The following is a 24,478-nucleotide window of genomic DNA, read 5'->3' on the forward strand; positions in this document are numbered from 1 at the left end:
TTTTGTACCTAGTCCATCCCTCTACACTGACGGGGTTCCACTAGCTTTTGGGGCTATCCTGATGTATAATTTGGTTTATATTTCGTCTGGTGACCTGAACTCGGTCATTTGGCGACGGTGCTCTACTTTGCGTGCCTTCACTTCGGTTTTATCTGGCCGGATGATGCCCTGCTCGCCCACTGTCCAGCTCAAAGGCCGTTTCTCTTTCCCCACCGATTCTGACAGCAGCACCAGTCCTTCCATGAACGCATCGGGGCGGGGAGGGCAGCCGGGCACGTACAGGTCCACGGGCAGGAATTTGTCCACCCCTTGCACCACACTATAGATGTCGTACATGCCGCCGGAGTTGGCGCAGGAGCCCATGGATATGACCCAGCGGGGTTCCATCATCTGCTCGTACAGGCGTTGGATGATGGGCGCCATTTTGATGAAGACCGTGCCGGCTATGATCATGACATCGGCTTCCCGGGGTGTGCCCCGGATTACCTCGGCCCCGAAACGGGCCAGGTCGTACTTGGGCGTCATGCTGGTGGCCATCTCCACAAAACAGCAGGACAACCCAAAGTGGAACGGCCACATGGAGTTCTTTCGGCCCCAGGCCAGCAGGCTCTGCATGGAACTGAGCATGATGCTCTGCTGCATGGTTTCCTCGTAGGAGCCGGTGCCCTTTACCGCGCCCGTAGGTTGTTCTGGTCTACTCAGCCACCACTTCATGCCGGGTCTCCTCTTTTAGGGTGATTTTCTTATAAGCCTGCAGAATCCTCCTGCCGTCCGGACCGAAGTCCAGGGCCCCGTTGCGCCACTCATAGATCAGCACCACCACCAGGAGCACAATAAACGCCAGCACCCCAAAGTACCCGTACCATCCCAGTTCCTGGAACGCGATGGCCCAGGACACAATGAAAATGGTCTCCACATCAAAAATGACGAAGAGCATAGCAATGAGGTAGAATTGGGAAGAGAAGCGCAGGCGGGCCGTACCCGTGCTGACAATGCCGCCCTCGTAGGGCTCACCCGTGGCGCGTTCCTGGTGCCGGGCACCCAGAAAGTGGGAGATGAGCAGAATGCCCCCAGCTAAGCTGAGCACAATGGCGGCATAGACCAATAGGGGCCACAAAAGGGTGTTAGGTTGGGTAGATGTGATCAAATCCATTCCCCTCCAGGGAATCGGTTGGATTCTGGTTTACCGCATGCAAAAAGGATAGAAAGTAGACACACTTCGGGCGTACGAGCCCTTAGTGACCGGTTATATAGTGTTCCAGGTTTTCTATGATGAACTTCTGCTCATCAATGATGTACTTCACAAGGTCTCCAATGGAGATAAGGCCTACGAGCTGGCCATTTTCCAGAACGGGCAGGTGCCGGATGAAGCTTTGGGTCATCAGCTTCATGCAGTCCTCAATGGGGGTGTCAGGGGTTACGGTGACAGGGTGCTCACTCATGACTTCCCGCACCAGCGTTTCCTTGGAGGCTTTCCCCTTCAGGATCACTTTGCGGGCGTAGTCCCTTTCCGTAAAGATTCCGGTAAATTTTCCTTTGTCCAAGATCAGGAGAGCCCCCAGGTTCTTTTCGCACATTAGCTCAAGGGCCTGGTACACGGTGTCATCGGGTTCTATGGAATAGATAGCGTACCCTTTGGTTGCCAACAGATTTCTAACCTTACCCATTTTGTCTCTTCCTCCATAAGAGTGTTCTACAGGGTGAGAAGGGGGACTTTTTCTACTGTTTCGGCTCTGAATTTTTAAGGTAAAGGAAATATAGTATTTTATTTAATAATACAACAATATAACTGAATAATAATAGGTGAATTTTTGAAAGTTGTTAATCACCTCACCTAAATGGAGCGGGAAATGGATTGGTGAAGCGCCTAATTGGGTTCCGGTAGGCTCTGTGCTCAGACATTTCCCGGTCGTTGCCTAACCATGCTGGACGTTTACATACTAGCGCAGCCTCTTAGGGTGGCGCAGATCAAGCCCGCACCGCCAAGGCCATCATGACATACCTCCGGCCAGAACAGGAGCAACTGCTGGTGAGCCGATGGGGAAGGGAGGATTGCGGTGAATGGGCCTGTGTTCCCGGATGAGGGGCTTGGCTATTCCTGATGCGGTGCCTGCTAGTTGGTTGTGGGGAGTAGGGCTGGTACGTCAAGCCCCGAAAACAAGAAAGCCGATCTGGCAGATCGGCTTTCTTTGAAACTAAAACTATGGAAAAACTAAAACGATAAGGCTTAGCTTCTTCTTTCTTTGATACGAGATGCTTTACCAGAAAGGCCTCTCAAGTAGAACAGACGTGCTCTTCTTACTTTACCGCGGCGGATTACCTCAATTTTCTCGATGTTTGGAGAAAGAACCGGGAAAATACGCTCGGTACCAATTTGGTTAGACACTTTTCTTACCGTGAAAGTCTCGCTAGCACCAGAGTTTCTGCGTTGCAACACCACGCCTTGGAATTGCTGGATACGCTCTTTGTTACCCTCACGGATTTTAACGTGAATATTCACGGTGTCGCCAGCAGCAAAAGCAGGGATTGAGGCACGTTTCTCAGCGTATTCCTGCTCTACTAATTTAATTAAATCGCTCATGACTATAATATAGTGTCTATTTATCTGCAAAATTCGGAGTGCAAATATAGACGTTATTTTTCTAATTGTAAATCAACAAGTACTAAATTTTTTCATCGCGCAGCAAATCGGGCCGTAGTTGCCGGGTTCGCTGCACCGCCTGCTCAAACCGCCACTCCTCCACTTTGGGGGTATTGCCGGAGAGCAGGATCTCTGGCACGGTATGTCCTTCAAAGTCAGCGGGCCTGGAGTACACGGGCGGCGCCAGTAGGTTGTCCTGGAACGAGTCTGACAGCGCGCTGCTCTCGTCATTCAACACCCCTGGAATCAACCGGATCAGCGAGTCGGCCAGCACGGCGGCGGCCAGTTCCCCGCCGGAGAGCACGTAGTCCCCAATGCTGATCTCGTGGGTCACAAACAGATCCCGTACGCGTTGGTCCACGCCTTTGTAGTGCCCGCACAGGATGATGATGTTCTTCAGCAGAGACAAGCGGTTGGCCATGGGTTGGTTCAGCGTTTGTCCGTCTGGGGTCATGTAAATGACCGCATCATAGGTGCGTTGGGCCTGCAGTTCCCGGATGCACTTGGCAATAGGCTCAATCATCAACACCATTCCGGCTCCGCCGCCAAAGGCATAGTCATCAATCTGACCGTGCTTGTTGATGGCGTATTTGCGCAGGTCATGCAGGTGCACTTCCACCAGACCTTTGTCCTGGGCTCTTTTTAAGATAGAGTGGTCAAAAGGGCCGGTGAGCAGGTGGGGTTGGCAGGTAATGATATCAAACCGCGTCATCGTCTTCGTCTTCCTCGCCTTCCAGCGGTGGTTCCTCTTCCATGCGGTTAGAGGGTTGGGTGTAGACTTCCAGCAGGCCTTCGGGCAGGTTCACGTAGAGTTTTCGCTCCGTTTTATCGGTACGCTCAATGATCTCGTCCTGTACCGGAATCAAGACTTCGTGGCCCTGGTAGTCCATGGCCAGCAAGTCCTGGTTGGGCAAGTCGTAGAAGGTCTGCACCGTACCCAGCTCGCCCAGGGCTTTGTCTACCACCGTGTACCCTACCACTTCATGGAAGTAGAACTGGTCTTCTTCCAGCTCAGGGAGTTGGTTCAGGGGTAAATACAGGCTAACGCCTTTGAGTTTCTCGGCTTCGGCCACCGTGTTCACATCTTCAAACTTGATGATGCTACGGCCTTTGTCCTGCGGGTTGAGGTCATCAATGAAAAAAGGAACCAGCCTCCCGTTGATTAACAGGAAAACTGATTCCAATTCATCGTACTCTTCCGGAAAGTCAACGTCAAAAAACGCGACTACCTGGCCTTTGGTGCCATGCGTGCGAACAATATACCCCAGTTGGAAGCATGCGTCTAACGTCATGGCCGGTAAGATTAAGCTTGTTCTTCAGTAGCGTCAGCAGCAGGAGCCTCAGCACCTTCGGTGGCATCACCTTCTGCAGCAGGAGCGTTAGCAGCCTCAGCTTCAGCAGCTCTGGCACGCAGGGCCTCAGCACGGGCAGCGTTTACTCTGGCTTCGGCTTCAAGAGCAGCTTGTTGTTTGGCAGATTTCTCCGTGCTCAAACGCTCTTTCTTACCAGTGATTTTAGCTTCTTTGGCGGCTTTCCACTCTTGGTAACGCGTATCGGCTTGCTCCTGGGTGATCGCACCTTTCAACACGCCAATCTGTAAATGTTTTCTGAACATAACACCGGTGTAAGAAAGCATGGCTTTCACGGTGTCAGTTGGTTGTGCACCTTTCAGTACCCAATCCAACGCTTTGTCTTCGTTGAAGTTGATAGACGCAGGGTTGGTTAAGGGGTTGTAAGTACCCAATTTCTCGATGAAACGACCATCACGTGGCGAACGAGAATCAGCTACTACGATATCGTACATAGCTGCTTTTTTGCGGCCTCTGCGGGCCAGTCTGATTTTAACAGGCATAGTTAACTTTTGTTAATGCGCCGGAACCCGTCCGGCATTGGGCCGCAAAGATACGGCATTAATTCTTATTGTGCTAATGAATTGTAGATGAGAATAGTTCAGGGAGCAGGATTTTCAGGAGAAGGTGGATTTTCAGGATTTGGGGAGTTAATGGAGGGTGAGGAAAGGGTTCGCTCATTTGGGCATTTTGGGGCAGTTTTCCGGAAAAAGGGCTTAAAACGGGTTGTGGTATTCCTTCTGAAAGAACTTACCGGAAGGGTACCAGGCTGTGCGGACCCCGCCCGAATAAGTCTCCGGCCAGGAAAGTCCTCTCAGCGGCAGGTACTGGAGCTTGGTCCAGCAGGGATGGGCCGTACTGTTGCCTAACCCAGGTAGGGGCATAGCCTTGCAGCCGGAGCAGCGTGGGGAAGATGTGGGCGTGGCTGTAGCCTAGTTTTGGTCTTTCATCTGGTGAATGGCCTGTAAGCCCACTGGGGTCCCAGATCCAGAGAGGAACCGCTGCCTCTTGTGGAGAGGTCTTATGCACCGAGGCGTGGGTGATGCTAATGCCGGCCTGGGCCAGGTTCTGCCCGTGGTCTGAGGTGTAGAGAATGACGGTGCTGTCTGTTTTTGCGATGTTTTTCATTAATCGGCGCCAAAACTGGTCCACGGTCCACCGAAGGGAATTGTGGTAGGTGTTGAGGGTGCGTTCCCGGTCTTTGTAAATGCTGCGCGCCGAAAGTACTGGCTTGAAGAAAGTAGAATCCTGCGGGTAGGTGCGGGCATACGGCCAATGCGCACCGGCCTTCACTACATACACGAATACTTTTTGCGGCTGCTTCGCCAACTGCGCCAGACGCTGGGCCACCAGCATGTCCCGCTGGTAATACGGCGTGTCTGGATGGGTCGCGCCTGGCCGCTCCACATAGTCAATGTATTTCAGATCCTCGGGGCTCATGAAGTTTTGCAGCACGTTTCCGCCCTGTTGCGCATCAATGTAATAGGTGGCATAGCCGGCCTTTTGGGCAAACTGGAAAATATTGGTGCGGGAGAAGGTGCGGTACGCAAGGTCGGGGATTTCCGCTGGGCGGGTGCCGCTCATCAACGCAATGTTGGAGCCGGCGCTCTGATTGGTGAACGAGCTGGCTACGCCATAATCAAGCAATTGATCCCGTACCGAATAAAGAAAAGGGGTGGTCTGCAACTTACGGTTCTGCAAGGTCAGCTGGGTGGCGGTGATGCTCTCGTCCACGATCAGGAACAGGTGGGGAACGCCGCTACTACCCGGAGCAACCGGAACCGGGGTGCGTACGGGTTGGGGAACCTGGTCTGTGGCAGCAGCTAAGAAGGTAAGCGGTACCCTGTAAAGGGCCGGAAAGTCGTCAACAAGGCCGGTGGTGCGTTTCATGAGCGCAAAAACAGCTACGGCCGCCAAGGACACGAGCCAGCCGGTCCAGGAAGGGGCTCGCCACGGAATCCGTTTCCTGATAAAGTGAATGGTCGCCAGAATGACCACCGCCGCGAAAAAGGCGGCAGCTATTTGTCCATAAAAGTTCTGAAGGGCCGTGTCAGCCAGTGCCAGGTTGTTCCAGGCCAGGACCGCATCGGGGTACATGAAATTGTAGCCACTGATGAACCGGTACGTTAAGCTGAGAAGCAGACTGGGAAAGAGAAAGAGCAGGGTGAGCCTGTAGAACCAAGTACTGCGGTTGAAAAGTGAGGTGAGCAGCCCCAGCAAAGAGCCTGCAAAAACCAGCAGGTACAACAAAAGCCGAGTAACGCTGTCCTGGAAGAGCAGGAACGTCACCAGGAAGTACAACCGGCCCGGGCGCATTTCCACCGTGGCCACGTACAGTCCCAGCACAAACAACCCCAGACAAAGAAGAAGAGCGTACTGCGGAAGGCGTTGCCTCATGGATTTTCCCGTAACTTGTGGCTTTGAACTGTGAACGAAGGTAATGGAACTGCCTCAATCTGCCAATTTACCGCTTACCGCCAACCACAACCGCTTGTCCAGCATTGACCTGGTACGTGGGTTTGCGCTCCTGGGGATTGGCCTTGAGAACCTGTTTTCCATGCATACCCAGAACGCTGATTTTGCACAGTATGCCGCCCAGTACCCGCAGGAGTTGAATCACTGGCTGCTCACGGGTTTGATGGTGCTGGTCCGGAGTAAATTTTACCCCATCTTTTCTTTTGTTTTTGGCATGTCGGCTGCCCTAAGCCTACCCCAGAGAGGAGCGGGTTATTTTCTGCGCAGGCTGGCCGCCCTGTTTGGGTTGGGAATCCTGCAGACCGCCTTTGTTTGGAACGGTGATGTTCTCACGCATTATGCGGCTATGGGAATCCTGCTGCTGCTTCTGTGCCGTTTGCCAACAACCATGCTGTTTATCTTGGCAGGTCTGCTGCTTACTTTCAGCTTTACGGGCGAACTATGGGTGCCTGCGGAAATCCACAATGCTCCCGAAATGGCGCAAAAAGCAACAACGGCATACACCTCCGGTACCTTTGGGCAGATCACCGTGGTGCGGCTCACGGAGTTTGCCGCCGGGTTCCTGAACTGGGAGGCGCTGTGGTTTTTAAGCAGAATATTTGCATTTCTGTTGCTGGGATACACCTTCACCCGTGCCGGCGGCCTACGGTATTGGCAGAACAAGTACCAGGTGCTGCGGGCGTTTGTGCTGCTTGCGGTTGGTGTGGGACTGGTTGCCCTCTGGTTTCAGGTAGCAGGCTGGCGGGGAGAGGGAGAGTTGTCGCGCCAACTGGAATGGGTAAAGCAGCTGCTGTTTACTGCATATTTCTTCGGGTTGGTGGGTTGCTACCTGCTCTTGCCCGTGCTGCTCTACCATTGGCTGCCGCTGAAGAAAGCCAATGACCTACTTATTGCGCTGGGGCAGCATACCCTTACCCACTACCTTCTGCAAAACCTGCTGTTCAGCCTGTTGTTCTATCACTACGGGGCAGGCCTGTATGGGAAGTTAGCCCCCTGGCAGTGCTTTGCCCTCTATATCTTAGTTATTTCAGTTCAATTGGCGCTTTCCCACAGGTGGAGTAAGCAGGGCCAGCGCGGACCCGTGGAAGCCTTGCTCAGGTACGTTGTTCGGGGTAGGTCATTTTGAACCTGAGCCAGGAATACTCAGCGCTTTCTGAAAGAATTCCACAGAAAAGGGCAGCCTATCTTAGATAAGCTGCCCTTTCTCTTGAATGGTATTAACCCTAAACTAGGCTCTGGCTTTTTTCAACTTAATGATGCCTAGTTTGTCCAAGGTCCAGATCACAGGGTAGGTGGGGTCTACTTCCCACCACTTCACCCCGAAGTTCACGCGGTTAGGCAATTTGTGGTGGTTGTTCTGGAACAGCTCACCCCCGGTCAGGAAGTCGAAGAACAGGGAGTTCTTGGATTTATCGTTGTTGTCGAAGTTCTGGTAGCCGTATTTGTGGCCGCTCCAGTTCACAATAGCACCGTGGATGGGGCCCATCAGGAAGTGCAGAGGCAACAGCAGGTACATCCACCACTGCGTGGCGAAAATGATGTAGAACACTACGTAGAACGTACCCCAGGCAAGGCGCGAGCCCCAGTGATCGCCAATGTTCTCAACCAGCCGCCATACCGGGTAATTGCCGTCAAAACGCATTTCCGGCTCCACGCGGTTCTTCAGCACATCATTGTAGATGTTTTTGGTCTTCCACATCATGGTAAAGGCATTGCTGGAGAAGTGCGGCGAGTGCGGGTCGCGGGCGGTGTCTGAGAACGCATGGTGCATGCGGTGCAGAATAGCGTACGCCCTAGGCGACAAGAAAGACGAGCCCTGGCTAATGTAGGTGAACAGGAAGAAGAACTTCTCCCAGAACGCATTCATGGTGAACATTTTATGCGCGGCATAGCGGTGCAGGTAAAAGGTCTGCACAAACAGGGACAGATACCAGTGGGCTACGAAGAAGATAAGAATAATCATGCTGGGTGATTGCAATAAATTGTTTAAGCCACACAGGAGCAGCCTTTTTAGAACAGCACTCCTGTAAATAAGTTCACAAAGCTACAACGCTAGCACCAAACGTGGCAAAGTCGGGCCGGTAAATTATCAAAAAGTGACCAAAATCATCTTTCGAGCCAAGGAGCGGCGGCGAGCCCTGGAGCAATGCATGGTAGGCGAAACCAAGCAGGTTGGCAGTGGCGCCTCTGGTTTTGGGGCTGTTTTCCTGAAAAGAAGTAAAAAATGACTTGGAAGTGGGTTTGTCTGCCCTTTCGGGCGAAAGAAACAAACAGATTTCAGGCCGGTTGGCTATGGCTGAAAGGGTTGCCAGGCCGGCAGGTGGGGCGGAGGGGCCTGCACGGTCAGCCAGGTTTTTAGCACCGGGTGCTCAAAGCCTAGTTCGCGGGCGTGGAGGCAGATGCTTTTGTTGGGCATGGGGTCGGGCGCGCCATACCGCAGATCGCCCAGGATGGGGCATTTCAGCGAGGCCAGCTGCACCCTGATCTGGTGCGGTCTGCCGGTGACGGGCCTTACTTCCACCAGGTGCCTGCCGCCCACGCTTTTTAGGAGCGAATAGCTGAGTTCGGCGCGCTGGCTGCCCGGTTTTTCCTGCGCCAGCGCCCGGGTGGTGTTGCGCTCGGCGTCCTTCACCAGCCAGTGCACCAGGGTTCCGCTTTCGGGGTGGGGTGCCCGTAGGGTCAGGGCCCAGTACACCTTCTGGGTTTTGTGCAGCCTGAACTGCTCATTTAAGCGGCTTAAGGCTTTAGAGGTCTTGGCCAGCAGCACTACCCCGCTCACCGGGCGGTCCAGGCGGTGCACCACCCCCATGAACACGTTTCCGGGCTTCTGGTACTTCTGTTTAACGTACTCCTTCGCCAGCTCAGAGAGGGGCACATCGCCGGTCTCATCGCCCTGCACCAATACCCCGCTGGGCTTGTTGACCACCAGAATGTGGTTGTCTTCAAAAAGCACGTCAAGCTGAAAGTGGGCAGGCATTAGGTTTGTGAGGGAATTTGGGAAATGGGGCTGAAAACGGAAGATGAAATATTGTTATTTGATCATTGCTGGTTGTTCTTCGGGTTATAACAACCAACAATCAACAACCAACAATCAATAGGCTTCTTTCTCGCTGGGGAAGTCTTTGGATTTCACATCGCGCACGTAATGGCTCACCGCATCAGTAATGGTTTGGTGCAGCTCGGCGTAGCGGCGCAGGAACCGGGGCTTGAACTCCTTGGTAATGCCCAGCAGGTCATGCACCACCAGCACCTGCCCGTCTACATGCGGACCGGCGCCAATGCCAATGATAGGGATTTGCAGCTCATCGGCTACCCGCTTGGCAAGGGCGGCCGGTATCTTCTCCAGCACAATGGCAAAGCAACCCAACTCCTGCAAGAGGCGGGCATCAGAGAGCAGTTTCTCGGCCTCGGCCTCTTCCTTGGCGCGCACCGAGTAGGTCCCGAATTTATAAATGGACTGCGGCGTCAGGCCCAGGTGGCCCATCACGGGCACACCGGCGCTTAGGATACGAACTACGGACTCCTTGATCTCCACGCCGCCCTCCAGCTTCACGCCGTGCGCCCCAGACTCTTTCATGATCCGGATGGCCGAGCGAAGCGCCTCGGAGGAGTTGCCCTGGTAGGAACCAAACGGAAGATCTACCACCACAAAGGCCCGCTTGGTGCCGCGCACCACCGAAGAGGCGTGATAGATCATCTGGTCCAGGGTAATGGGGAGGGTGGTGTCATGGCCCGCCATCACGTTAGAGGCGGAGTCTCCCACCAGCAGCACATCTACTCCGGCGCCGTCCAGCAGGGTGGCCATGGAGAAATCATAAGCCGTAAGCATGGAGATTTTCTCGCCGCGCTCTTTCATGGCCTGCAATTGGTGGGTGGTGACAATCTTCACCTCGTTCTTGGCAACAGACATGCTTTTGAGATTAGTTACCGGGCAAAGGTAAGGGTGCGTGATTAAGAATCAGAAAGAATAGCGTAGAAAATAGGGCCAAGTACCCCGGCGGCAAGTTTCCCCCGGGGAACCAGGTTCTGCCCCAAACAGGTTTTGGGGCCGTTTTGCCTGAAAGGGCCCTAAAACAGCGCGGCCACCTTTGCAGAGGTGGCCGCGCTGTAGATCAACCAAAAGGACGCCCAGTTGCGCTGTTGCTTCGCCGCAGGCGCAGGTCGCGCAGGAGCGAAGACTTGGCGTTGATGTTGATGGAGTACCGCTGCAGCACCCCAAACGGCACCCAGTCAATAGTCATCTGCCAGCAGTGCAGGTCGCGGGTAATGCCAATGTTGGTGTAGCTGAGGAGCTTGTTCTTGAAGTCGTAGCTGGTGGTGTAATTGACGGCCCACTTATCAGTAAGCGTGACGGAGCCGTTGATGCCCGCCGAGGTGGCGTTGTTCATGAGCCGGTCGGTGAGCATGTCGCGGGTGAAGTTGGAGGTCAGGTCCACCGACAGGGTCCACGGAATGTTGAAGTCCACGTAGTCGGCGGCCGTTTGCGTGCGCTGCAGCGAAGGCAGGTTGGTAGGTGCCGCGGCCCCGGACTGGGCCTGTTGCTTGCGGGCCTGCTGGTTAAACTCAAAACCGGTGTTGAACGTGAGGTTCATGAGCTTGGCCAATTGAAAGCCATCGCCCTCAATCAGGTAACGGTCAATAGGCCGCCCGTTCACATACTGGTAAGGGTCCAGCGTTCCGGTAAGGGTAACCCCCACGTTGTTGAACAGCTTGGTCTGTAAGCTGAGGCTGATCTGCGAAAGCTTGAGCGAGTCGGCCGCCATGTTGTAGGACCCCGTGATGTTGAACGCGTCAATCAGGCTCACTTTCTTGAACACGCCGGCGCTGTCGGTCTTCACCTTCATCTCCACGTTGTTGCTGATGGAGAAGGAGAGCGAGCTGCTCAGGCCGGGACCCGGCACGTTCCCCTCCAGGCCCTGGAACCGGGACAGCAACTGGGTGTTGCCCAAGCTGTCGCGCTGCACGCGCTGGTAGAACCCAAACTCCGGCCGGCCAAAGTCTGGGCGGAAGCTGTACATGAGGTTAGGCGTAATGGTATGCCTAATGGCCTCAATCTTCTTGCCTTTGATCTGCGCGATGCCGTACAGGTTGGTGGTGAGGGAAATACCGCCCTGGTACTGGTACGCGCGGTGCAACCCGGTGGTGGTGTCCACGGCCAGCAGGTTAGAGCCCGGTATGTTGCGGTACGTGTACTTCTTGGTAAACCAGCTCTCGCTGTAGCTCACGCCCGGGGTGAGCTTGAAGTGCTTGAACAGGCTCACGGTTCCCAGCGTGATGGGAATGTCATGGTTAATGCTGGTGCGCGCGTTCCGGAAGATCTGCGCCAGGTTAGACCCGTTGATCGCCACTACCGTGTCGCGGCCCCGAGTGGTAGAAAACGGAAACCCTAAGCCAGACCCCGATGAGATGTTGTTGCTCACGTACTGCCGGGCGTTTAGGTTATAGCCAATCCTGATGCCTTCAATCCAGCGGCCGGTAAGGGTGGTGCCAAACCACTCCAGCGGGCTCTGGCTGGAAACCGCGAAGTTGAAGTCGGGCAGGGTGAAGCTCATCTGCTGCACCGGCACCAGTTCGCCCTCGGCGTTGCGCTGGTTGCGGGTGGTCTGGCTCTGCGAGATGGTAACGCCGTAGGTGATGGGCGAGTTGGGGCTGCTCTTGCGGTAAGAGATGGTAGAGTTAAACGCCGGCGAGAGGGCATTCTGCGCGCTGGTAGAGTTCCGCTGGTTGTAAAACTGGCTACCGGCGTTCACGCTGGCCGAGAACTGCCCCTTTCCGGGGCGGGTAACCGGCTGGTGGCTCCAGCTGATCCAGATATCCCGCGAGTCTGAGCTGTAGTTGTACACGGGATCGGTGGTGCGGCCAATGTTGATGTCTTCGTTGGCTTTGATAAAGGTATGGCTCACCGAGAAGTTGCCGTTGAACTTGTAGCGCTTGGTATAGGTAGACTGCAGCCGTACCCCGTAGCCGCCCAGCGAGAAAATGTCGCCGGTAATGCGCATGTCCATGTAGTCGTTCATGGCCCAGTAGAAGCCGCCCTCGCGCAGGTAGAAGCCCTGCTGGGCAGACTCCCCGAAGGTAGGTATGATAAACCCGGAACCCCGCTTGCGGGGCGAGGGGAAGAAGCCAAACGGCAAGCCAATGGGCGTGGGCACATCGGCAAACACCAGGTGGAAAGGCCCCGCCACCACGCGGTCGCCGGGAATCACTTTCATCTTGGTGGCCTTGATGTAAAAGTGCGGGTGCTCCAGGTCACAGGTGGTATAACGGGCGTGCCGCCCGAAGATGCTGCCTGCGTTGTCGCGCTTAATGGTCTCGGCGTGGATGTAGCCTTCGCCCTGCGTGGTCACGGCGCCAATTACCCGGCCCTTTTTGGTCTTGTAGTTGTAGGTCATCCGCTCAGCCTGGTAGGTCTCGGCGCCGTTCTTGAACAGGGGCTTGTTCTGCAGCACGCCGGCCGAGTCCAGGAGGCCTTCGGCCGACAGGATGTTGGTTTTCCAGTTAATCTGGATAAAGGCCGCATCCAGGGCAATCTCGCCGTAATCTATGTGCGCATCGCCGTACAGGTACATGATCTGGTTGACGGCATCATAGCGGATAGAATCTTTGGCCTTATAGTTGATAGTGGTCTCAATATCGCCGCGGCGTTTTGCGTTAGCGGTATCAGGAGAAGTAACCAAGATGGAGTCTGAGCGGGTAGGCGCTACCTGTGCGCTTCCCTCCGGGCCTGATAAAAAGGCGATCACAGAAATTACGGCGATAGCCAAAAACTGGAGGGATCTCTTCGGATTCAAGTAAACTTTTAGTTATTTTGTTAACTAGGACAAAGTTATTAACAATAGCTTTTAACTAACGCATCTCGTGAAAAATATTGTCTCGCTTACCGTTTTTGCTTTTTTGTTGTTTAGTTCTTTCACCACGTTTGAGCGGAAAGAGGTAAGAATAAGGACAGTGGTCATTGATGCCGGCCACGGTGGGAAAGACACAGGGTGCCTGGGCGCCTCTGCCCGCGAGAAAGACGTAGCCCTTAAAGTGGCGCTGGAACTGGGCCAGCAGATCCAGGAGAACCTGCCCGATGTAAAGGTGATCTACACCCGCAAAACCGATACGTTTGTGGAATTGATTGACCGGGCAGGCATCGCCAACAAAAACCACGCAGATCTGTTCATCTCCATCCACTGCAACTCGGGCCCCAGCGCCGCCTTCGGCACCGAGACCTACACCATGGGGCTGCATAAAACCAGCGGCAACCTGGCGGTGGCCACCCGCGAGAACTCCGTTATCTTGCAGGAAGAGAACTACGAGAAAAAGTATAACGGCTTTAACCCCAAATCTCCGCAAAGTCATATTCTCTTTAGCCTGTACCAAAGCGCTTACTTAGACAATAGCCTTAGATTTGCCCAAAAAGTAGAGCACCAGTTCAAGAACCGGGTGGGCCGCTCCAGCCGCGGGGTGAAGCAGGCGGGCTTCCTGGTGCTCTGGAAATCGGCAATGCCCAGCACCCTGATTGAAATTGGCTTTCTGACCAACCCCAAGGAGGAGAAGTTCCTCAACGATAAAGCCAATCAAACGTATATGGCATCAGGTATATATCGAGCTTTCAAAGAGTACAAACAGGAGCTTGAAGCCATGAACTAATTAACCCATTCTCTGTGAAATTTTCTAAAGAACTCAAAGTAGCGTTGCTGGGCGTTGTAGCCTTGGCAGCTCTCTACGTGGGCTTTCTGTTTTTAAAAGGAAGTGATATATTTTCCTCTACCCGCACCTACTACGTAGAGTATGATTCTGTGGAAGGGCTGGCGGTTTCAAACCCGGTGCTCATTAACGGGTACAGGGTGGGCTTGGTCAAGGAAATGGTGCTCAACCAGCAGAAAGGGAACAAGATTCTGGTAAGCCTGGAGATTGAGAAAGACATTGACGTAGGAGACTCTACCGTGGCCATGCTGGTGAGCTCAGATTTATTGGGCAGCAAAGCCGTGGAACTGTACATGGGCCGCAACCGGGTGCGCTACAACGGCGGCGAACACCTGATCCCGTTCGTGAAGCGGAGCATCACCGACATGCTGTCGCAGCGGGCCATGCCCGTGCTGGGCACCGTTGACACCACCCTGCAGCGCCTGAACCAGTTCCTGGACAAAGACGCCAAGCAGAGCATCCATGCCATCCTCAAGAACGCCGAGCTTACCTCAGAGGCCCTACGAACGGTGACCCTCTCCAACCAGGGCAACATCAACGAGATTACCCGCAACCTGGCACAGCTCACGGCCGCCCTGCGGGGCACCGAGGCCCGGTTCAACCGCCTGGTAGGCAACCTCAACACCATGACCGATTCCCTGGACGTGCAGTCCATGAACCGCACCATCAGGGGCCTGGACAGCACCGTAACGCAGGCGCAACTGGCCATGCAGCGCATCAATGATGCCAACGGCAGCCTGGGCAAGCTCGTGAACGATGACTCGCTCTACAGCAACCTCAACGCCTCCAGCGCCAGCCTCAACGCCCTTTTAATGGACCTGAAGGCCAATCCCAAGCGCTACGTGAACTTCTCGTTGCTGCAGATTGGCGGCGGCACCAAAGTAGACAAAGCGTCTAACGTGAAGGAAGCCTCTCGCGTGAAGAACGCCGACACCGTGCAGAATGCCGGCGCGGTAGACTCCAAGAAATAAGTACCACCCTACATGAAAGCGTTTTGGGCCCATTTTTCCGGAAGTGGCCCCAAAACGCTTTTTCGTTCTATCCGTTTAGGGAGAAAAACTTGCCTAACAGGTGTTAGGTAAACTGCGGGTAATCTCTATATTTGTGAGGTTACCCACGGGGGAGTATGCGGCCGGATGGGGCAGTTCTTTGCGCCACCCTGCCAGAATACCCCTTGCTTGATTCCCCAATTCAATCCTTTACTCAATTACTCATTGAACCCGCATGGATATTGAATTCAACAAGAACGAAGACGCCCTTAAACAACTCTGTTTCCAGTTAAAGTCCAGGCACCGCAAGGTAGCCCAGGGCGGTGGCGAGAAGGCCATTGCCAAACAGCACCAGAAAGGCAAACTCACCGCCCGCGAGCGCATCAACTATCTGATAGACGAAGGGTCTGAGTTCCTGGAAATTGCCGCTTTTGCCGGCGAAGGCATGTACCAGGAGTACGGCGGCTGCCCCAGCGGCGGCGTGGTCACCGGCATTGGGTACGTGCAGGGAAGACAGTGCATGATTGTGGCCAATGACGCCACCGTGAAAGCCGGGGCCTGGTTTCCCATCACAGCCAAGAAGAACCTGCGGGCGCAGGAAATCGCCTTGGAGAACCGCCTGCCCATTATTTACCTGGTAGACAGCGCGGGCGTGTTCCTGCCCATGCAAGACGAGATCTTCCCCGACAAAGAGCACTTTGGGCGCATCTTCCGCAACAACGCCATCATGAGCGCAGAGGGTATCGTGCAGATTTCGGCCATTATGGGTTCCTGCGTGGCGGGCGGCGCCTACCTGCCCATCATGAGCGACGAGGCCATGATTGTGGAAGGCACCGGCTCCATCTTTCTGGCGGGCTCTTACCTGGTGAAAGCGGCCATCGGCGAAACCATTGACAACGAAACCCTCGGCGGCGCCTCTACCCACTCTGAGATCTCGGGCGTGACCGATTACAAGTTCCAGACCGACCAGGAATGCCTGGACCACATCCGGAACATTTTTGATAAAATGGGCGAGAATCCCAAGGCCGGCTTTAACCGCGCGGCCTCGGCAGAACCTAAACTGGACCCCAAGGAAATCTACGGCATCCTGCCCCAGGACCGCGTGAAGCCCTATGACATGATGGACATTATTCTGCGGCTGGTGGATAACTCAGAGTTTGAGCCTTACAAAGACCTGTACGGGCAGAGCCTCATCTGCGGCCTGGCCCGCATTGACGGTTGGGCCGTGGGCATTGTGGCCAACCAGCGCAAGATTGTGAAAAGCAAGAAAGGCGAAATGCAGATGGGCGGCGTGATCTACTCAGACTCCGCCGACAAAGCGGCCCGCTTCATCATGAACTGCAACCAGAAGAAGATTCCGCTGGTGTTTCTGCAGGACGTGAGTGGGTTCATGGTGGGCAGCAAGGCCGAGCACGGCGGCATCATCAAAGACGGCGCCAAGCTGGTGAACGCCATGAGCAACAGCGTGGTGCCCAAGTTCACCATTATTGTGGGCAACAGCTATGGCGCCGGCAATTACGCCATGTGCGGCAAAGCCTATGACCCACGCCTGATCTACGCCTGGCCCACGGCGCAACTGGCAGTGATGAGCGGTGCCTCGGCCGCCAAGACCCTGCTGCAGATACAGGTGGCCTCGCTCAAAGCCAAAGGCGAGGAAATCACCCCCGAGGCCGAGAAAGAGCTCCTGGACAAGATCACGGCCCGCTACAATGAGCAGCTGAGCCCGTATTACGCCGCCGCCCGCCTGTGGGTAGACGGCATCATTGATCCGCTGGAAACACGCAAGGTCATCTCCATGGGCATTGAGGCGGCCAACCATGCGCCCATCACCAAATCCTTCAACGTGGGCGTGATCCAAACGTGAGGTAGAGTAGAGATTGAGAGTTAGGGATTAAGAATTGTGGGCGAGCGGTTTCTTTGGCCATCCTGAAAAGCCGATGATGAGCCCAAATTGAAAAAACGGCCCGGAAACGCTTTGGCCTTGAATCACGTTCTTTAAAGAAGGCGTTCTGCTAAGCCGTGATGGTGTTTTGCCACTTGGGGCAGCACTTTCAATTCTTAATACCTAATTTTGAATCTCTAATTAAAAAGCCTTTGACCAATAAAGAAATAAAAGCGCTCATCTCCCTGCTGGACGACGAAGACCCCGAGGTAGTGGCGCACGTACACCGCAAAATAGTGGAGCTGGGCGATACCATCACCCCGTTCCTGGAAGAAGCCTGGGAAGAGAGCCTGGACCCGGAGCACCAGAAAAAGCTGGAAGACCTCATCCATGACCTGCAGTACGGTTCGCTGGCGCAACGCCTGAAGCAGTGGAAGGAGGAGGGCGCCCAGGACCTGCTCAAGGGCATGTGGCTGGTGAGCACCTACCAGTACCCCGATGTTACCCTGCAGCAGCTCAAGCAAACCCTGGCCGAACTCTACTACGAGGCCTGGGTGAACGTGCGCCCCGAGATGCACCCCTATGACCAGGTGAAATCCCTGAACCACGTGCTGTTCAAACTGCACCACTTCTCGGCCAACACCAAGAACTTTCACGCGCCGGCCAACTCCATGATCAACCAGGTGCTGGAGAGCAAGCGCGGCAACCCGCTTACGCTCTGCGTCATTTACATGATCCTGGCGCAGAAGCTGGGCTTGCCCATTTACGGCGTTAACCTGCCCAACCTGTTCATTCTCACGTTCAAGAGCGAGGTTATTCCGCAGTTCTACATCAACGTGTACAACCGCGGCCTCATTCTCAGCAAGGGCGACATTGACAATTACCTGCTGCAGCTCAACCTGAACCCGGTGGACATTTTCTACGAGCCCTGCGCCCCCATTGACATTGTGCGCCGCGCCCTCCGGAACCTGTCGCTGTCCTACGAGAAGCTGAACGACCCTGAGAAAGCCACCGAGATTGAGAAACTCATTGACATCTTGGCCGATGAAACCTCCAACCAGGTGCCGCCCGCGCAGGAAGAAGACGGTTTCGGCGATGAGGACGAGGACGGCTATGACCACGACGACGAAGAGGACCTATAGCGTTTTGGGCCCGCTTCTGCCTAAATTGGGCCAAAACAGCCCGGCAGAACCAAAAGCCACCCCCACAGGGTGGCTTTTTTTGTGGGCCCCGTGGGGGAGGGCAGGTAGCGGTTTAAGGTAAATTTCTGAAATACAGCTACAAAACTGATTCGCAGTGCGGCATGAATCCTTATCTTTAAAGCTTCATGCTTGTTTTATGATACAGAAAAGTACCCGGCTAGACAATGTGTTCTACGAAATACGGGGGCCTATCTTTGAAAAGGCCATGGAACTGGAAAGGCAGGGCTACCGGATCACCCGCTTGAACATAGGCAATCCGGCCCCCTTCGGCTTTGAGGCGCCAGACGAGATTGTGCATGACATTATTGTGAACCTGCGCAACGCCCAGGGCTACACAGATTCCAAAGGACTCTTTGCCGCCCGCAAGGCCATCATGCATTACTGCCAGAGCAAGGGCATTGCGGGCGTACAGGTAGAGGACATCATCATTGGCAACGGGGTGAGCGAGCTCATTCTGCTGGCCATGCAGGCCCTGCTGAACCCAGAGGACGAAATCCTCATTCCTGCCCCAGATTACCCGCTCTGGACCGCCGCCGTAAACCTCTCCGGCGGCAAGGCCGTGCATTACCTCTGCGACGAGGCCTCTGACTGGTACCCCGACGTGGCCGACCTGGAAAGCAAAATCACTTCCCGTACCAAGGGCCTAGTGCTGATCAATCCCAATAACCCTACCGGGGCCGTGTACCCGCCAGAGGTACTCCGGCAGGTGGTGCAGGTGGCAGAGCGGCATAACCTTATTGTGTTCTCAGACGAGATCTATGATAAGATTCTGTACGAAGAGGTCCAGCACCACGCTACCGCCTCCTTCTCCGAAGATGTCCTGTTCCTGACCTTCGGCGGATTGTCCAAGAACTACCGGGCTGCCGGTTTCAGGGCTGGCTGGCTGGTGGTGAGCGGTGATGTGGCGGCGGCAAAGTCGTACATAGAAGGACTGAACGCCCTGGCCAGCATGCGTTTGTGCAGCAATGTGCCCGCGCAGTTTGCCATCCAGACGGCGCTGGGAGGCTACCAGAGCATCAATGAGCTGGTCATGCCCACGGGCCGCCTCCGGAAGCAGCGTGATCTCTGTTATGAAAAGTTAACGGCTATCCCCGGCATTACCTGCGTGAAGCCCCAGGGCGCGTTTTACATGTTCCCGAAGATTGACGTGCAGAAATTCAACATTACCCGTGATGAGCAGTTTGTCTTAGATTTGCTGATTGACCAGCACGTGCTGCTGGTACAGGGCACGGGCTTTAACTGGCCGCAACCAGACCACTTCCGGGTAGTGTACCTGCCCACGATTGTGGAGTTAGACGAGACGCTGGATAAGTTGGCCCTGTTTTTACAAGACTACCAAAGTCAATAGAAGCAGAGTTAGGCAGAAGGAAGAAACCCTGTTTTCGGGCGGTTCTGGCCAAAACCGCCCCAAAACAAGAATGGGAAGACGCTGCATCTTCCCATTCCCAACTCTTCAAATTTCCAGATCAACCAGGCACGTACTGCAAAAAGCTCAGGTTCTCTTCCCGCAGGGTGTCATTGGCAATTTCCACCAGGTCGTTGGCCTGTACTTGCCTGATCTGGGCGAAGATGTCGTTCAGGCTTTCCACCAGGTTCAGGTCCAGGATGCTTTTGCCCATCATCATCATAAAGCCCATGTTGCTTTCCTCGGCCATGGCCAGTTGCCCCATGAGCTGCTCTTTGGCGGTGTGCAGCTGCACCGAGCCCATGGGCTTCTCGCGCAGGAGTTTCAGCTCTTTGAGGACCAGCCCGATGGTGCGTTTCAGTTGCTTTTTCTCCGTTCCGAAGTAAATCCCGAACATGCCGGTGTCTACATAAGTAGAGTAGTTGGCGTCAATGGTGTACACCAGGCCGTGTTTCTCGCGCACGGCCAGGTTCAGGCGGGAGTTCATGCCCGGGCCGCCCAGGATGTTCACCAGCATAAAGAAGGTAAGCCGGCGCGGATCTGACAGGGCATAGGCGGGGCAGCCAATCACGCAATGCGCCTGCTGGATGGCTTTCTCCACCACCAGGTTCTGGGGCTGGTAGTCTGTGAACAGCAGCCTTTCGCGGGGCTGCACCTTGCTGGGCAGGTGCCCCAGGTACTTTTCGGCCAGCTTCACCACCTTGGCCATGGGCCAGTTGCTCACTGAGCAGAACACCAGTTTGTCGGTGCTCAGGTTGCGGTCAATAAAGGCCTGAAAATTCTCGCGTGTGAAGCTGCTCACGCTCTCGCGGGTACCCAGAATGTTGTTGCCTAGGGGATGGTTGCGGAAAACCACCGCGTCAAACTCATCCACAATGGCGTCCTCGGGGGTGTCCAGGTACATGGCCATCTCCTCCAGAATCACGCCGCGCTCCTTCTCTATTTCCTTGGCCGGGAACGTGGAGTTGAACGTGATGTCGGTGAGCAGTTCAAAGGCCTTTTCAAAGTGATTTTCCAGCACCGAGGCGTAAAAGCTGATCTTTTCCTTGGTGGTGTAGGCGTTCAGCTCGCCGCCCACGCTTTCCAGCCGGTTCAGGATGTGGAACGACTTGCGTTTCTGGGTTCCCTTGAAGGCCATGTGCTCCCAGAAGTGGGCCAGTCCTTGTTCATGCGGCAGCTCATCGCGGGAGCCAATGTCCATCATAAAGCCGCAGTGGGCAATCTTGGTATGCGGCACCTGTTTGTGCAGCACCCGTATGCCGTTGGGTAAAGTATGAATATAAAAATCAGGTAGTTTCGTCAATTTCAAAAGTGCGTTTACAAGTAAAACACTGTGGCGGGGCCTTTCATGGCAGAAAAGAACCGCACAGCCTGCAAAGGTACGGAGGTTTGGTGTGAAATGATGAAGTTTAGAGAAAGGGAAGCGCAATTTTGCCGGGTTGCACCCCTGCGCCAAAGCAACATAGCCTGGCTATTCCTCCATTGTTCCTGCGGGGCATTGGTGCTGGGGAAAGTCCGCAGCATTGGGGACGGCAAAGAGATGGAATTACCCAAAAGGCTGGCGGGGCAGGAAGCAGGAAAACCTTTTGGCTCAGCTGGTGTACTCCTAGGGGAAATATTTTAAAGGCACGAATAGGTTAAACCCCTGTTTCAGGTGTCTTTACCTGAAAACCCACCTAAAACAGATGTTCCAGACAGAGACCTCGCCCATAAGCCTGGGAAACGTAACGCCCCAGGAATACAACCAGATCATAGAGGTATGGGAAGCCTCCGTGCGGGGTACCCACCATTTCGTGACCGAGGAGGAGATCCAGTTTTTCCGGCCGCTGATCCTGGAAGAGTACTTGTGGCTCATGCGGCTGACCTGCGCCAAAGACCAGAACGGGAAGATCCTGGGCTTTTCCGGGGTGCTGGACGGCAAACTGGAGATGCTGTTCCTGCACCCAGAGGCCCGGGGCCGGGGCATAGGCAAGCGCCTGCTGAAACACGCCATTGAGCAGGGCAACATCACCAAGGTAGACGTGAACGAGGAAAACAGCCAGGCCGTGGGCTTTTACCTGCACCAAGGGTTTGAAGTAGCCGGCCGCTCTGAGGTAGATGGCCTGGGAAAACCGCACCCAATTCTGCATCTGCAGTTGGCCCGCCGCTAGCGGCAGGCCTTGGGCTTACCCCTGCAGGACTTGCTCGTACACGCGGTGCAGCTGCGGAATGGTGACCTGGGGCCGGAAAGTCTGGGCGTGCTCCAGGCCCAGCTTGATCATGCGCTTCTGCAGGGCCGTGCTGTCCAGGATCTCCCGCATGGCCTGGGCCAGCGCCTCGGCATCAGTGGGGGAGACGTACCGGGCGGCCTCTCCGCCCGCCTCAGAGAAGCAGGAACCCGTGGAGGTGATCACGGGCACCCCGCTGTTCAAGGCCTCCACAATAGGAATCCCGAACCCCTCAAAAATAGACGGGTACACAAATAAGGTAGCCAGCTGGTAAATCACGGGCAACTCCTGGAACGGAATGTAGGGCAGAAACAGGACCTTCTGCTCCAGGCCGTGCTGCCGGATGAAAGCCTGCATCTCTTTGTAATACTCGGTTTTGCGCCCAATGAAGACCAGCGGAATGGGCGTGCCGGCGGCCAGCCAGCCCTTTAACAGGTGCAGCTGGTTCTTGCGGCGCTCCAGCGTGCCCACGCACAGGATAAACTGGGCTGGCAGCCCATACTTCTCCCTGATGGCGTTTTGGGCCTCTTCTTCAAACGTCTGCTGAAAAACAGGGTCACAGTCCTGGTACACCACCTGCACCTTCTCGCGGCTCACGCCGAAGAATTCCTCCAGGTCCTGGGCCGTTTGCGCACTAATGGCAATGGTCTGGTGGGCCGCCTGGCAGGCATCTTTGAACTTCTTGCGGTAAATGTAGCGGTCAAGGGCCGGGTACAGCTCCGGGAAGCGCAGAAAGATCAGGTCATGGATGGTCACCACCAGCTTGGTCTTCTGGCGGTCAATGCCATAGGGCAGCTCGTTGCTGAGGCCGTGGTACACCTGCACGCCGTGCTGGGGCAAGGCCGCCCTGAGCCCAAACGTGCGCCACACCGAGGAAAACCGCTTGCCTAAACCGCTGGGCAGCACCACCTGGGTTTTGGCCATCGGCGGAAAAAAGTCTTTAAAAAGCTCATTCCGGCGGGGCGTGAACAGCGAGTACTCCTCCTGGGGAAAGTGCGTCATCATGCCCGAGATGACAAAGCGGCTGTAGTTTCCCAGGCCCGAGGTATTGGTGAAAGCGCGCTTGGCGTCGTATCCTATCTTCATATCAGCACCGCAATATTAACATTCTTCCGGCAGAAGTACTGAACGCTGCCCCCCGAATCACACCGAGCAAGCCAATCATGAGCTTTGGAGCTGTTTTCTTTAAACCAGCCCTAAAACGGAACGGCCCCGGTTGCTTGCACCCAAACTGTTTGTCAGAACGCCCTTCACCCGTAAGCAGGGGCCGGTAGGGCAGCTCCTCTGAAATGATGCGGTTTTTGGCTGAAAACCGAAAAAACAACCCGAAAACGGCGGGGCTGAGGGGTGCTGTTTTCCACAGAGGCAGACAGGAATAATTCCTCCAGAAGCCACCTCGCCGGGGGCCGAATCAACCATTTCAGGCCGGGTTCGTTTACCAAAGACCTGTCATTAGTTTAAAGAAGAAAGATATGTTTGATCAAATTTTAGGCCTTGTGAAACAGCAGCTGGGGAACAACCCGCAGGTAGCAGCGGCCATACCGCCCGGTAAGGAAGATGCCGTGCACCAGGAAATCGCGCACCAGGTTACCACCGGTTTGGCCAGCCAGGCCGCCACGCAGGGCGGCGTAGGCGGCTTGTTGTCTATGCTGCAGGGCGGCGGACTGTCGGCCGGAAGTCCGGTCATCAGTACCATTACCGGCAACCTGGTAAGCAGTTTGGGCAGTAAGTTTGGCTTGCCGCCGGCGGCCACCGGGGCCATTGCGGCCGCCTTACCGGGGCTGCTCCAGAAGTTCACGCAGAAAGCCGCCGACCCCAATGATCCCAGCATCACGCCCAACAGCATCACAGAAACGCTCTCCAAATTTGGCGGGGGCGGACTGGGCAGCCTGGGCAAACTGGGCGGGTTGTTCAAGTAGCCTGCCGCAAGGGCTGGGGAGCCTAGGGTGGCAAAAATCCTTCGGGCTTCCACGCTGCCTTTTACGGGTTCATCAAAAACGGCTTCCGGGAAGCCGTTTTTTTGTGCTTCCTCTTCTGCCTTTGACCGCAATCCTGTTTTAGAACTCTTTTGAGGATTGCGGCCGCAAAACGGGGGCAGTTCTTTCCATGGCTGCTAGAGCAGAATACTTGATGCCCATACTTTCGTAAACAGAAGGTACGTTTGTACCAGCAAAGGGAAAACCTTCTTTCAGAGCATTCTAAACCTACATCAGTTATGAAAGCGGTGAGATTTCTAGTGCTTGCCTTGGGGATGCTGGTGGGGGCGCCCGCCCTTGCCCAAGCCCCCGATGCTGCCTTAAAAGACTTCCTGGCCAGGTTCAGGCAATTTGAGGCGCAGCATCAGCCCAAAGTGCACCATTCTATGCCCATCTTAGCACCTGGGGCCGCAACATCGGCCCCAATTCCCAACGCGCTCAGGAAAGACCAGGGCTTCATGATTGACCCGGTTACGCGCCTGCAGTACTACCACCAACTGGGCAAGGTGTACGACCCCGAGACCGACTACCGCATCTCGTATGATCCCAAGGCCAAGTACCGCATAGACGTAGAGGCCGGGAAAGTCTACCGGGGCGGCGAGGAGGTAAAGCCCGGCCGGGGAAGGCCCGCCAAAGGCGACGCCTCTTAACGCTCCCCCA

At 55.2% G+C, this 24,478-nt stretch carries 23 protein-coding genes; 9 read left to right on the plus strand and 14 right to left on the minus strand.

All coding sequences use genetic code 11. The annotated features are described in order from the left end of the window. Positions 1-75: 75 nt before the first annotated feature. The 8 genes from JT718_RS08720 to JT718_RS08755 all read right to left on the minus strand — a co-directional run bounded on the left by JT718_RS08720 (position 76) and on the right by JT718_RS08755 (position 6,387). Positions 76-714, minus strand: coding sequence for an NADH-quinone oxidoreductase subunit B (locus tag JT718_RS08720; RefSeq protein ID WP_205501848.1), 639 nt, complete (start codon positions 712-714; stop codon positions 76-78). Next, complete coding sequence (locus JT718_RS08725) at positions 695-1,153, minus strand: NADH-quinone oxidoreductase subunit A (protein WP_205501849.1); 459 nt, start codon at positions 1,151-1,153, stop codon at positions 695-697. The genes JT718_RS08720 and JT718_RS08725 overlap by 20 nt, the downstream gene beginning before the upstream one ends. Before the next feature lie 82 nt (positions 1,154-1,235). Beyond that, complete coding sequence (locus tag JT718_RS08730; RefSeq protein WP_205501850.1) at positions 1,236-1,667, minus strand: CBS domain-containing protein; 432 nt, start codon at positions 1,665-1,667, stop codon at positions 1,236-1,238. A gap of 560 nt (positions 1,668-2,227) precedes the next feature. Beyond that, complete coding sequence (gene rplS, locus JT718_RS08735) at positions 2,228-2,581, minus strand: 50S ribosomal protein L19 (protein WP_205501851.1); 354 nt, start codon at positions 2,579-2,581, stop codon at positions 2,228-2,230. 82 nt (positions 2,582-2,663) lie between these two features. Then, a complete protein-coding gene (gene trmD, locus JT718_RS08740; RefSeq protein WP_205501852.1) occupies positions 2,664-3,353 on the minus strand; it encodes a tRNA (guanosine(37)-N1)-methyltransferase TrmD in 690 nt (229 codons plus the stop codon). Then, entirely contained in the window at positions 3,340-3,933 is a 594-nt protein-coding gene (rimM, locus tag JT718_RS08745; protein ID WP_205501853.1) for a ribosome maturation factor RimM, read from the minus strand. Before rimM ends, trmD begins: the two co-directional genes overlap by 14 nt. A gap of 11 nt (positions 3,934-3,944) precedes the next feature. Then, positions 3,945-4,493, minus strand: a complete 549-nt coding sequence (locus JT718_RS08750) for a 30S ribosomal protein S16 (RefSeq protein WP_205501854.1) — start codon at positions 4,491-4,493, stop codon at positions 3,945-3,947. A 247-nt stretch (positions 4,494-4,740) separates the two neighbouring features. Beyond that, a complete protein-coding gene (locus JT718_RS08755; protein ID WP_205501855.1) occupies positions 4,741-6,387 on the minus strand; it encodes a sulfatase-like hydrolase/transferase in 1,647 nt (548 codons plus the stop codon). A gap of 43 nt (positions 6,388-6,430) precedes the next feature. Between JT718_RS08755 and JT718_RS08760 the strand changes: the two genes are divergently transcribed. Further along, on the plus strand, positions 6,431-7,591 hold the full coding sequence (locus JT718_RS08760) for a DUF418 domain-containing protein (protein ID WP_205501856.1): 1,161 nt from the start codon (positions 6,431-6,433) through the stop codon (positions 7,589-7,591). 102 nt (positions 7,592-7,693) lie between these two features. Here JT718_RS08760 and JT718_RS08765 read toward each other — a convergent pair whose 3' ends face one another. The 4 genes from JT718_RS08765 to JT718_RS08780 all read right to left on the minus strand — a co-directional run bounded on the left by JT718_RS08765 (position 7,694) and on the right by JT718_RS08780 (position 13,229). Continuing rightward, positions 7,694-8,428, minus strand: coding sequence for an acyl-CoA desaturase (locus tag JT718_RS08765; RefSeq protein WP_205501857.1), 735 nt, complete (start codon positions 8,426-8,428; stop codon positions 7,694-7,696). 327 nt (positions 8,429-8,755) lie between these two features. After that, positions 8,756-9,442, minus strand: a complete 687-nt coding sequence (locus JT718_RS08770; RefSeq protein WP_205501858.1) for an RluA family pseudouridine synthase — start codon at positions 9,440-9,442, stop codon at positions 8,756-8,758. 114 nt (positions 9,443-9,556) lie between these two features. Continuing rightward, positions 9,557-10,375 carry a 3-methyl-2-oxobutanoate hydroxymethyltransferase gene (gene panB / locus JT718_RS08775; RefSeq protein WP_205501859.1) on the minus strand — a complete coding sequence of 273 codons (819 nt, stop codon included), beginning with the start codon at positions 10,373-10,375 and terminating at the stop codon, positions 9,557-9,559. A 202-nt stretch (positions 10,376-10,577) separates the two neighbouring features. Beyond that, positions 10,578-13,229, minus strand: a complete 2,652-nt coding sequence (locus JT718_RS08780; protein WP_205501860.1) for a putative LPS assembly protein LptD — start codon at positions 13,227-13,229, stop codon at positions 10,578-10,580. 94 nt (positions 13,230-13,323) lie between these two features. Here JT718_RS08780 and JT718_RS08785 point away from each other — a divergent pair, with 94 nt between their 5' ends. From JT718_RS08785 to JT718_RS08805, 5 genes are all read left to right on the plus strand, one after another. After that, positions 13,324-14,100, plus strand: coding sequence for an N-acetylmuramoyl-L-alanine amidase family protein (locus JT718_RS08785; RefSeq protein WP_205501861.1), 777 nt, complete (start codon positions 13,324-13,326; stop codon positions 14,098-14,100). Between the two features lie 14 nt (positions 14,101-14,114). Continuing rightward, positions 14,115-15,128 (plus strand): MlaD family protein, encoded by a 1,014-nt coding sequence (locus JT718_RS08790; protein ID WP_205501862.1) that lies wholly within the window; start codon positions 14,115-14,117, stop codon positions 15,126-15,128. 253 nt (positions 15,129-15,381) lie between these two features. Beyond that, positions 15,382-17,010: an acyl-CoA carboxylase subunit beta gene (locus JT718_RS08795; RefSeq protein WP_205501863.1), complete on the plus strand. Its 1,629-nt coding sequence runs from the start codon at positions 15,382-15,384 to the stop codon at positions 17,008-17,010. A gap of 230 nt (positions 17,011-17,240) precedes the next feature. Beyond that, a complete protein-coding gene (locus JT718_RS08800) occupies positions 17,241-18,170 on the plus strand; it encodes a transglutaminase-like domain-containing protein (RefSeq protein WP_205501864.1) in 930 nt (309 codons plus the stop codon). Positions 18,171-18,366: 196 nt separating this feature from the next. Then, positions 18,367-19,578, plus strand: a complete 1,212-nt coding sequence (locus JT718_RS08805) for a pyridoxal phosphate-dependent aminotransferase (protein WP_205501865.1) — start codon at positions 18,367-18,369, stop codon at positions 19,576-19,578. Positions 19,579-19,696: 118 nt separating this feature from the next. Here JT718_RS08805 and JT718_RS08810 read toward each other — a convergent pair whose 3' ends face one another. Continuing rightward, the gene (locus JT718_RS08810) at positions 19,697-20,938 is read right to left on the minus strand and encodes a M16 family metallopeptidase (protein WP_374729161.1); all 1,242 of its coding nucleotides are present in this window, start codon (positions 20,936-20,938) and stop codon (positions 19,697-19,699) included. Positions 20,939-21,320: 382 nt separating this feature from the next. On the opposite strand from JT718_RS08810, the gene JT718_RS08815 reads away from it, so the two are divergent. After that, on the plus strand, positions 21,321-21,785 hold the full coding sequence (locus tag JT718_RS08815) for a GNAT family N-acetyltransferase (RefSeq protein WP_205501867.1): 465 nt from the start codon (positions 21,321-21,323) through the stop codon (positions 21,783-21,785). A 15-nt stretch (positions 21,786-21,800) separates the two neighbouring features. On the opposite strand, the gene JT718_RS08820 is transcribed toward JT718_RS08815, so the two are convergent. Continuing rightward, positions 21,801-22,928 carry a glycosyltransferase family 4 protein gene (locus JT718_RS08820; protein WP_205501868.1) on the minus strand — a complete coding sequence of 376 codons (1,128 nt, stop codon included), beginning with the start codon at positions 22,926-22,928 and terminating at the stop codon, positions 21,801-21,803. Between the two features lie 386 nt (positions 22,929-23,314). On the opposite strand from JT718_RS08820, the gene JT718_RS08825 reads away from it, so the two are divergent. Then, positions 23,315-23,761 (plus strand): DUF937 domain-containing protein, encoded by a 447-nt coding sequence (locus JT718_RS08825; protein WP_205501869.1) that lies wholly within the window; start codon positions 23,315-23,317, stop codon positions 23,759-23,761. Between the two features lie 296 nt (positions 23,762-24,057). After that, positions 24,058-24,468 (plus strand): hypothetical protein, encoded by a 411-nt coding sequence (locus tag JT718_RS08830; protein WP_205501870.1) that lies wholly within the window; start codon positions 24,058-24,060, stop codon positions 24,466-24,468. Positions 24,469-24,478 lie beyond the last annotated feature (10 nt).

It is taken from the genome of Rufibacter psychrotolerans (assembly GCF_016924645.1).
Classification (GTDB): domain Bacteria; phylum Bacteroidota; class Bacteroidia; order Cytophagales; family Hymenobacteraceae; genus Nibribacter; species Nibribacter psychrotolerans.

Coding starts and splice junctions, on each gene's coding strand:
- JT718_RS08815 (WP_205501867.1), top strand. CDS start 21,321: ATGTTCCAGACAGAGACCTCGCCCATAAGCCTGGGAAACGTAACGCCC.
- JT718_RS08795 (WP_205501863.1), top strand. CDS start 15,382: ATGGATATTGAATTCAACAAGAACGAAGACGCCCTTAAACAACTCTGT.
- JT718_RS08770 (WP_205501858.1), bottom strand. CDS start 9,442: ATGCCTGCCCACTTTCAGCTTGACGTGCTTTTTGAAGACAACCACATT.
- JT718_RS08820 (WP_205501868.1), bottom strand. CDS start 22,928: ATGAAGATAGGATACGACGCCAAGCGCGCTTTCACCAATACCTCGGGC.
- JT718_RS08720 (WP_205501848.1), bottom strand. CDS start 714: ATGAAGTGGTGGCTGAGTAGACCAGAACAACCTACGGGCGCGGTAAAG.
- trmD (WP_205501852.1), bottom strand. CDS start 3,353: ATGACGCGGTTTGATATCATTACCTGCCAACCCCACCTGCTCACCGGC.
- JT718_RS08750 (WP_205501854.1), bottom strand. CDS start 4,493: ATGCCTGTTAAAATCAGACTGGCCCGCAGAGGCCGCAAAAAAGCAGCT.
- rimM (WP_205501853.1), bottom strand. CDS start 3,933: ATGACGTTAGACGCATGCTTCCAACTGGGGTATATTGTTCGCACGCAT.
- panB (WP_205501859.1), bottom strand. CDS start 10,375: ATGTCTGTTGCCAAGAACGAGGTGAAGATTGTCACCACCCACCAATTG.
- JT718_RS08765 (WP_205501857.1), bottom strand. CDS start 8,428: ATGATTATTCTTATCTTCTTCGTAGCCCACTGGTATCTGTCCCTGTTT.
- rplS (WP_205501851.1), bottom strand. CDS start 2,581: ATGAGCGATTTAATTAAATTAGTAGAGCAGGAATACGCTGAGAAACGT.
- JT718_RS08755 (WP_205501855.1), bottom strand. CDS start 6,387: ATGAGGCAACGCCTTCCGCAGTACGCTCTTCTTCTTTGTCTGGGGTTG.
- JT718_RS08825 (WP_205501869.1), top strand. CDS start 23,315: ATGTTTGATCAAATTTTAGGCCTTGTGAAACAGCAGCTGGGGAACAAC.
- JT718_RS08830 (WP_205501870.1), top strand. CDS start 24,058: ATGAAAGCGGTGAGATTTCTAGTGCTTGCCTTGGGGATGCTGGTGGGG.
- JT718_RS08730 (WP_205501850.1), bottom strand. CDS start 1,667: ATGGGTAAGGTTAGAAATCTGTTGGCAACCAAAGGGTACGCTATCTAT.
- JT718_RS08760 (WP_205501856.1), top strand. CDS start 6,431: ATGGAACTGCCTCAATCTGCCAATTTACCGCTTACCGCCAACCACAAC.
- JT718_RS08805 (WP_205501865.1), top strand. CDS start 18,367: ATGATACAGAAAAGTACCCGGCTAGACAATGTGTTCTACGAAATACGG.
- JT718_RS08725 (WP_205501849.1), bottom strand. CDS start 1,153: ATGGATTTGATCACATCTACCCAACCTAACACCCTTTTGTGGCCCCTA.